An 8,506-nucleotide genomic window follows, 5' to 3' on the forward strand; every position below is an offset into this window, starting at 1 on the left:
GGTAAAAGAGTAAGCGATAGTTTTTATAAAACAATAGTAAATATGATAATAGAATTAGAAAAAAAGGAAGTTTTAAACGATGAAAAATAATGTATTATTATATATATTTTCTACAGATATTCAAGACTTTGAGAGCCAAAAGATAGCAATCCAAGAATATGTAAAAAAGAATAATATAATCATACACGATACTATAGAAGAATATGGGGTATCCGGTTATAAAACAGCATTAAAGGACAGGGAAGGACTGCAAAAGTTAATGACAATGGCAATGAATGAAGAACTTGAAACATTAATCGTATTTAATTCTGACAGAATAGGTAGAAGGACAGAACTAATTTCTTTTATGTCGGTTATGGAAGAATACAAGGTAAAAGTAATATCTGTTACAGAGGGATTATTAAATAATAATAATGATGATGCATCTGAATTGATGCAATTTATAAAATTTTGGACTGCAAAAAAAGAGAGCCAAAAGACGTCATTGAGAACTAAAAACGGAAAAAAAGCAAAGGTAGAGAAAACAGGGTTTTGTGGTGGCAGTCCTAACTTTGGTTATAAATTAGACGATAAAAATAATTTTGTAATAGATGAAGACGAAAGCAGAATAGTAAAATTCTTATTCGATAGTTATATCAAATATGGAACAACAAAGACTATAGAACTATTAGAAAAAAATAAGATGTATGGTAGATATAAAAACTGGAATCAAAGAAAAATATCTAATATTAGAACAAATCCAATTTATATTGGAAAAAAACAATACAAAGGAGAATTATTGGATTTTCCACAATTTAGAATTATAAGCGATGAAGTATTTCAAAAGGCACAAGATAGAGCAAAAGCAAGAAATACGAGAGGAGAAACAAGGTATACAAATAGAACAAATATATTATTTGAAGGTTTATTATATCACAAATGCGATGATGGAGTAGAGAGAAAGCTACATATAGATTATGTAAATAATTCAAGTGGTAAAACACACACTTATAGATGTAAGCATTGTGGTAAAAATAAATCTAGTATGTTAAAAAACTACAATAGCAAAAGAATAGAGCCTATATTAATAAATGAGATAAAATCACAAATGAAAAATTTATCTATAGAAGGGTTAGAAAATGCTTACAATGAAGAAATAGGTAAAAATAAAAGTATAATAGAAAAAGATATAAATATCGTAGAAAATAATATCAATAAAAAACAAAAGGCTATAAATAATGCAGAGAGAGAAATAGAAAAAATATTATGTGGAGATAGTGAAGGCTCTATAGATATATTTACTAAAATAATAGACAGATGTCAAAGTGAAATAGAGGAATTAAATCAAATATTACAGGAGCATAAAAAAGATTTAGATGCTTTAAAAAATAGTACATCAAAGGCAGTATTATTATTAAATAAATATAAAAATTTTGAATATGTATTTGACAATGTTGATAATAAAGAAAAAAAATTAATATTACAAGAGTTAATTTATAAAATAGTTATTGATAAAGATAAAATATCTATTCAATGGAATTTATATTGAAATAACCTATTCTTATTACAGAATAGGTTATTTTTATTGAAAAATTTAATTAAGTTTAGTATATATATAGTATAAGGTAAATAATTTTTTAGGCTTATGTACAATTAACCTCCGTTGGTTGAATTCCGTGACCGAATTGGGCGTAGTTAGTATCTAATCCAGCAGCCTTTAATTCTTCTGGAGTAGCACCATCTGTCAACTGATAAATCATAGATGAAATTATCTCAACATGTGCGAGCTCCTCCGTACCGATATCTGTCAGCAATCCCTTAGTTTTTCCAGTAGGCATAGTATATCTCTGTTGTAAATATCTAAGTGCAGCAGCCATTTCGCCATTAGGTCCTCCTAGCTGAGTCATTATAAGCTTTGCCATTCTAAGGTCGCGGCATTTTAAATTTACTGGATATTCCAATGTTTTTTCGTAAATCCACATATCTAAATCCTCCTCTTACATATAAAATTCTCTTTCCCATGGCCAAGGTGATTCAACCCATTGCCATGGACAAACACTTGGAGCATATCCAAAATGTGTCAAAGGACCGTATTTCTTTTCGTAGGCACATCTAGCCTGTGCGTATTGAGAGACAAAAGAATTGTAAGTGTTTACAGCAGTTTTGTCTTCTGGATTATTGTCTAGATATAAATTCATATCTACGGCTGCAAATCCAAGCTCCATAACTGCTTTTATAAGGTCGTATCTACATGCTGATTTCATTATCTTCTACCTCCCAGTCTATTTTTAGGTGATTTGTAAAGGTAAGCGTTGTAGTTTTCAGAATCAAATAAGTATAATTCTGGGAATAGGCTACCATATTTTAGCGCTGTGCATAGGTTGTACATCTTTGTCAAAACTTGGTCATTGATGTAAGGTCTTGCAAGCTGATCACCGCAATTATTCTTAATACCTCTAGTTTTCTCCATTGTGCTAAACCTCCTCGATGATATGGGAGAAATTTTTGTAAATCTCTGCCTTAATATATAATATTAAAATGGTATTTAAATGTTACATAAGCGTCTAAATATGTGCTTATATACTTGAAGGTATATTGTTAAATATGATAAAATTAATTTTATGTTTAAATTAATTGAGGTGATTAAATGGGAAAATTAGCAGGTGACGGGTGTAATATAATTATGCCTACAGAAGAGAGAAAGCCTTTAAGAGAAATAGAAAAAAGTATAATAAAAAGATATAGAAAATACACATGGTCTAAATTTATAAAGGCTATAAAGGATTATAAATTAGTAGAGGAAGGCGACAAAATTGCAGTTGCGATTTCTGGTGGAAAGGACAGCCTTCTTATGGCAAAGATGTTCCAAGAATTGCAAAAGCACGGACAAGTCAAATTCGACTTAGTCTATCTTGCGATGGATCCTGGTTATCATAAAAACATCAGAAAATTACTTGAAGACAATTGTGAGTATTTAAATATTCCGCTTACAATATTTGAGACTAATATTTTCGATGTGGCAGGTGAGATTGCAGAGGACTACCCATGCTATATGTGCGCACGTATGAGAAGGGGCGCTCTATACAACAAGGCAGAGGAGCTAGGATGTAATAAATTAGCTCTAGGACACCATTTTGACGATGTAATAGAAACTACAATGCTTAATCTATTATGTGCAGGAAATTTCAAGACAATGCTTCCTAAGCTAAAATCTACTAACTTTGAAAAAATGCAGATAATAAGACCTCTATACTATATAAGAGAGGAAAGTATAATAAGATTTATTCAAAATAGTGGTATTATGCCACTTAACTGTGCATGCATGGTCGCAGCTAAAAAGACAGGAAACAAGCGATACGAAATCAAGGAGCTTATAAAAAATCTAGGTGAACAATACCAAGAGGTTGAGAAATCAATATTCAAGGCTGCAAATAATGTTTACTTAGACTCTGTTTTAGGATGGGAACAGGACGGAGTTAGACATTCCTTCTTAGATAGATTTGAATAGAAATTTTATCAATAAACCCTCTACATAAAAAGCAAACACTTTTATATGTAGAGGTATTTTTATAATTATATAACTACACTCAGAGTTTTGTGGTAAAATATAATATATGTTTTATGATTGGGGGAATTGTATGAAAAAAATATATATGGACTTTGAGATGAATATGAACAACACAAAAAACAATAAGAGAGAGGGATTTAAGGCGGATTTAATAGCTATTGGAGCTATAAAATACGATACAAAGACTAAAGAAATAGAGGAGTTTAAATCTCTGATAAAGCCTATCTTAACAAAAACAGTTTACCCACATATAGAAGAATTAACACACATTACTACAGAAGACTTAGAAGATGCTCCTACTTATGAAAGTGTGATGAGATCATTTAAACATTGGCTAGGTGATTTTGATGAGATTGAGGGAATTTATACTTTTGGAAACTTGGATTTGACTTGCTTTAAAAATACAGATAGAATAAGTGCGCAAAAGAACAACCATCCTCGTTTTCTAAATAATATCCAGAGCTTCTTTGTAGATATCAAGGAAAAATATTTAGAATACGGAATCAAGTGCATGAACTACATATCTCTAACTCATCTACTAGAATTATCAAATATGGAGTTTAGTGGAGATGCTCATGATCCTCTATACGATGCATATAATTTACATATTTTAGATGAAGCTTTAGAAAAGAACGAAGACATAAGAAATTACTTGATAATTCAAGATATAAACAAAAGTCCTTACAACCAAATCGACGAGAATATAGAAAATAAAATAAAAAATTACGGGAATTATTTGTATAATAAAGAAGGAAACTACACTATAGATGATTTATCAATAGATATATTATCGATTGTTGGTAGATATGTGTATTCGATAAGACAGATAAAGGTCAAAAATATCGATATTGTAAATGATATAGTAAAAAAATTAGACACTGTAGATAAGCTTAGAAACATAAAAGATGGGTATTTTTATGTTTTAAATAATTTCTACTTTGATTTGATGGATTTATTTGAGGATGCGCTTTTATACAAGCTCAGCCAAGAGGAGTATGAGGATGAGATGAATAATATTTTAGATTTATTTATAGAAGATATGGAATATGAAAATATATTTATAGATATAAAAGTTGACTTGCAACCAGCTGATAGTTTGACAACCTAGATTGAATTAAAAAAAATCTTCCTTGAGAAGATTTTTTTATTTGCTGTGATTTGATTATATACAAGCTTATTATGATATAATTTTTAGTATAGGATAAGCAAAAAATATAATTAAATTTTAAATAGGTGATAATATGGATATAAATCATATAGTGAGAAAACAAAAAGAGTTTTTCAAGACGGGAAGGACTAAGGATGTGGATTTTAGGATAGATGCTTTAGGTAAGCTAGAGCAGGCAATAAGAAAATACGAAAGTAAAATAGAAGAGGCTTTGAAAAAGGATTTAAATAAATCTGAGTTTGAGTCTTATATGGCAGAGGTAGGCCTTACTTTAAGTGATTTGACATTTATAAAAAAACGCGTAAAAAGATGGTCAAAAGACGAGAGAGTTTTGACTCCACTCAGTCAATTTCACGCAAAAAGCTTTATAACTAAGGAGCCTTATGGAGTTACGCTTATAATCTCTCCTTGGAATTACCCTTTTTTACTTTGTATAGAGCCTCTTATCGGTGCGATTGCCGCTGGGAACTGTGCTATTTTAAAGGTTTCAAGGGATTCTAAGTACACATCAGAGGTAATATGTGAAATGATATCTGAAACCTTTCCAGAAGAATATATAACTGTAGTAAATGGAAATAGAGAAGTAGTAAATCAACTATTAGAAGAAAAGCTAGACTACATTTTCTTCACAGGAGGAGCAGCTGTCGGAAAGATAGTTATGGAAAAGGCAGCTAAAAATTTAATACCAGTTACCTTGGAATTAGGTGGTAAGAGTCCTTGTATAGTAGAAAAAAGTGCAGATTTAAAAATTGCAGCTAAGAGGGTTGTATTTGGAAAATATTTAAATTCAGGTCAAACATGTGTTGCACCAGATTATCTACTGCTTCAAAATGACGTAAAGGATGAGTTTATAAAATATTTAAAGGAAGCTATAGCGTTATTTTATACAAATGAGCCGCTACAAAATGACAGTTATACAAATATAATAAATGAAAAGCATTTTAACAGACTCGTGAATTTAATGAAGGGCGAGAAAATCGTACACGGAGGAGATATAGATAGGGAAAATTTAAAAATAGAGCCTACAATACTCGATAAAATTACACTAGACTCGCCTATCATGAAAGAAGAAATATTCGGTCCGGTATTTCCTATAATAACTTTTGACAATATAGAAGAAGCAGAAAATATAATTTTACAAGGTGAAAAGCCCCTAGCCTTGTATTTATTTACTAAAAATAAAAGAATAGAAGATAGGATTTTAAAAAATATATCTTTTGGCGGTGGATGTATAAACGACACAATAATCCAGCTAGCTACTTCTAGATTGCCGTTTGGTGGAGTGGGAAACAGCGGAATGGGTTCTTACCACGGAAAACAAAGCTTCGATACATTTACACATAAAAGGTCGATTGTGAAAAAATACAACTGGATAGATTTGCCTATAAGGTATTTGCCTTATGACGATTTTAAGATGAAATTACTTAAATTATTTTTAAAATAATACGGATAAAATGTTATAATTATAGATTATACTAAACTAAAGGAGACGTAGATGAGTAGATATACAGATGAAAAATATATTGTTGTAGACTTAGAGACAACCGGATTAGATCCATACAGCGGATGTGAAATTATAGAAATCGGTGTGACTGAAATAGTAAATGGTAAAATAGGAAAAAATTATTCAAGACTAGTAAAGCCAAAGGGAATAATACCTTCAAATATAACAGCTTTGACGAGTATAGATAACGATATGGTAAAGGATGCGCAGACTATAGAAACTGTACTTCCTAAGTTTAGAAAGTACGTTTCAGATACAACTATAATCGCGCACAATGCAAAATTCGACCTTAAATTTTTAAATTACTACTTAAAATTACTTGATTTAGAGCCGATAACAAATCATATATGTACATTAGAGATGTTAAAAAAATGTAAATCCTACAAGGGCAAAAATAAAAAGCTAGCAACAGCATGCGAATACTACAATATAGTAAATGAAAACGCCCATAGAGCAAACAGCGATACACTCGCAACTGCCAAGCTGTTTTTAACAATTAAAGATGAGATAGAATAAAATGGACTTTGGTCCATTTTTTTTCGCAAAAAAAGCCCTAAAAGGTAAAACACGTAAATAGGAACAAAGTAAATTTATAAATAATATATTAAAATAAAGAGTTTCTATAATAATGAGGGATATATATGAAAAAAAATTTAAAAGAAGTCAAGGATTTAGAGGTTAAACTAATTCCATATACGATGAATAGAGATAATCTCAGAGTTAAAAATAAAATATCTCCATATGGTGTAAATATGATAGCAGCCCCAAATATGTGGAAGGCATCATACAGAGGAAAAGGCGTGAAGGTAGCAATTATAGATTCTGGATGCGATGTAAATCATGTAAGTCTTAAGGATAATATAGTAGCAGTTAGAAATTTTACTACTGAGGATATGAAAAATCCCAACATAGTTACAGATAGAGTAGGTCATGGCACACATGTAGCGGGAATAATCGCAGCAGATGGCAAAAATAATTCAATATTAGGAGTGGCACCAGAGGCAGAGCTTTATATACTAAAGGCAATAGACCAAACAGGCTCCGGTAAATTAAGTTGGGTAGTAAACGCCATAAATTACGCTGTAAATTTAAACGTAGACATCATATCCATGTCTCTTGGAATGGGTGTAAGCGATGATAAATTAGAGAGAGCAGTAAACAATGCAGTCAAAAATGGAATATCGATAGTCTGTGCAGCTGGCAATGAGGGCGATGGCAATTACGATGATTTTGAATATTCGTATCCAGCCTCATATGTAGATGTAATATCGGTGGGCGCAGTCGATAAGAAATCTGTACCGGCAGCCTTTTCAAATTCAAATTTAGTAATAGACTGTGTCGCCCCAGGAGTAGATATTATTTCTACTTATCCAGGAAATACCTACGCTAGCATGAGTGGAACGAGTATGGCTGCACCTCATGTGACAGGAAGCTTAGCTCTTCTTAAAAACTGGTCAGACGATGTATTTCAACGAGAATTAACACCAGAGGAGCTATATGCACAGCTGATAAAATTCACTAAAACCTTGGATTATCCGAGAACTATTCAAGGAAATGGAATTGTTTATTTAAAATTGAGATAATAATGGAAAAGATGAATTTAAAATAGTTCATCTTTTTATTTTTGCTTCATATTATATATTAGTATAAAATAAGGAGTTGAAAACTATGATATATATTGATATGTACATAAATAGTGGGAAAATCGAATTTAATATATTTAGAAGCTTTGCGAACAACAAAAAAATAATAAAGAGAAATGAGCTAGTTTTGCCAAATAGCTATTCTACAGCTCAGAAGCTAAACTATATTAGAAATTTGACAAATGTTTTTATAGATGAATACGATATAAAATACTATAAGGTCGATATTGGAAATTTTAGAGAGAGCTACAATATAGAGGCGAAGGATTTTTGTGATAAGATTACAAATTCTATAAAGATGCAAGGTGTTTTGGAGGAATTATTCCTAAGTAGGGGAGTTATGGTATGGAAATAAACTCAAAGCTAAATATGAGAGTCGTAGAAAAAATACAATCTCATGGGGCAAATTCTTCTCTATATATAGTCGAGGATACACAGCTAAAGGAAATTTTTATGATAAAGCAAGTCGATAAAAATAAAATCAAAGAGAGCAGTAAGTACTTCGATGAGGTCAGAAAGATCAAAAAAATACAAAATAGAAATATTGTAAAGGTAAATTACGCGACATATGACGATGATTATATCTATATATCTATGCCGTATTATAAAAATGGATCTTTGCAGGATATAATGCAATCTAGAAA

General features: G+C 30.9%; 10 protein-coding genes and 1 pseudogene. 8 read left to right on the forward strand and 3 right to left on the reverse strand.

Annotated features, from left to right (window positions below):
• Positions 1-79 precede the first annotated feature (79 nt).
• A complete protein-coding gene (locus SPD90_RS08420) occupies positions 80-1,528 on the forward strand; it encodes a recombinase family protein (RefSeq protein ID WP_320924928.1) in 1,449 nt (482 codons plus the stop codon).
• A 103-nt stretch (positions 1,529-1,631) separates the two neighbouring features.
• On the opposite strand, the pseudogene SPD90_RS08425 reads toward SPD90_RS08420, so the two are convergent.
• From SPD90_RS08425 to SPD90_RS08435, 3 genes and pseudogenes are all read right to left on the reverse strand, one after another.
• A pseudogene (locus SPD90_RS08425) lies at positions 1,632-1,961 on the reverse strand (manganese catalase family protein); the annotation flags it as partial.
• Between the two features lie 15 nt (positions 1,962-1,976).
• Positions 1,977-2,243 carry a spore coat protein CotJB gene (locus SPD90_RS08430; protein ID WP_320924929.1) on the reverse strand — a complete coding sequence of 89 codons (267 nt, stop codon included), beginning with the start codon at positions 2,241-2,243 and terminating at the stop codon, positions 1,977-1,979.
• Positions 2,243-2,449: a spore coat associated protein CotJA gene (locus tag SPD90_RS08435; protein ID WP_320627117.1), complete on the reverse strand. Its 207-nt coding sequence runs from the start codon at positions 2,447-2,449 to the stop codon at positions 2,243-2,245. Before SPD90_RS08435 ends, SPD90_RS08430 begins: the two co-directional genes overlap by 1 nt.
• A 177-nt stretch (positions 2,450-2,626) precedes the next feature.
• Here SPD90_RS08435 and SPD90_RS08440 point away from each other — a divergent pair, with 177 nt between their 5' ends.
• The 7 genes from SPD90_RS08440 to SPD90_RS08470 all read left to right on the forward strand — a co-directional run.
• Entirely contained in the window at positions 2,627-3,487 is an 861-nt protein-coding gene (locus SPD90_RS08440) for a tRNA 2-thiocytidine biosynthesis TtcA family protein (RefSeq protein WP_320924930.1), read from the forward strand.
• A gap of 130 nt (positions 3,488-3,617) precedes the next feature.
• Positions 3,618-4,655, forward strand: a complete 1,038-nt coding sequence (locus SPD90_RS08445; RefSeq protein WP_320625482.1) for a 3'-5' exonuclease — start codon at positions 3,618-3,620, stop codon at positions 4,653-4,655.
• A gap of 133 nt (positions 4,656-4,788) precedes the next feature.
• Positions 4,789-6,159 carry an aldehyde dehydrogenase gene (locus tag SPD90_RS08450; RefSeq protein WP_320924931.1) on the forward strand — a complete coding sequence of 457 codons (1,371 nt, stop codon included), beginning with the start codon at positions 4,789-4,791 and terminating at the stop codon, positions 6,157-6,159.
• A gap of 51 nt (positions 6,160-6,210) precedes the next feature.
• Complete coding sequence (locus SPD90_RS08455; protein WP_320625484.1) at positions 6,211-6,735, forward strand: 3'-5' exonuclease; 525 nt, start codon at positions 6,211-6,213, stop codon at positions 6,733-6,735.
• Between the two features lie 125 nt (positions 6,736-6,860).
• On the forward strand, positions 6,861-7,802 hold the full coding sequence (locus tag SPD90_RS08460) for a S8 family peptidase (protein WP_320625485.1): 942 nt from the start codon (positions 6,861-6,863) through the stop codon (positions 7,800-7,802).
• An 85-nt stretch (positions 7,803-7,887) separates the two neighbouring features.
• On the forward strand, positions 7,888-8,217 hold the full coding sequence (locus SPD90_RS08465) for a hypothetical protein (RefSeq protein WP_320625486.1): 330 nt from the start codon (positions 7,888-7,890) through the stop codon (positions 8,215-8,217).
• Positions 8,208-8,506 (forward strand): protein kinase domain-containing protein (locus SPD90_RS08470; protein ID WP_320924932.1); only part of this gene is annotated, 299 nt, incomplete at its 3' end. The genes SPD90_RS08465 and SPD90_RS08470, both read left to right, overlap by 10 nt.

Source organism: Intestinibacter sp., from assembly GCF_034113885.1.
In the GTDB taxonomy this organism is placed as follows: Bacteria; Bacillota; Clostridia; order Peptostreptococcales; family Peptostreptococcaceae; genus Intestinibacter.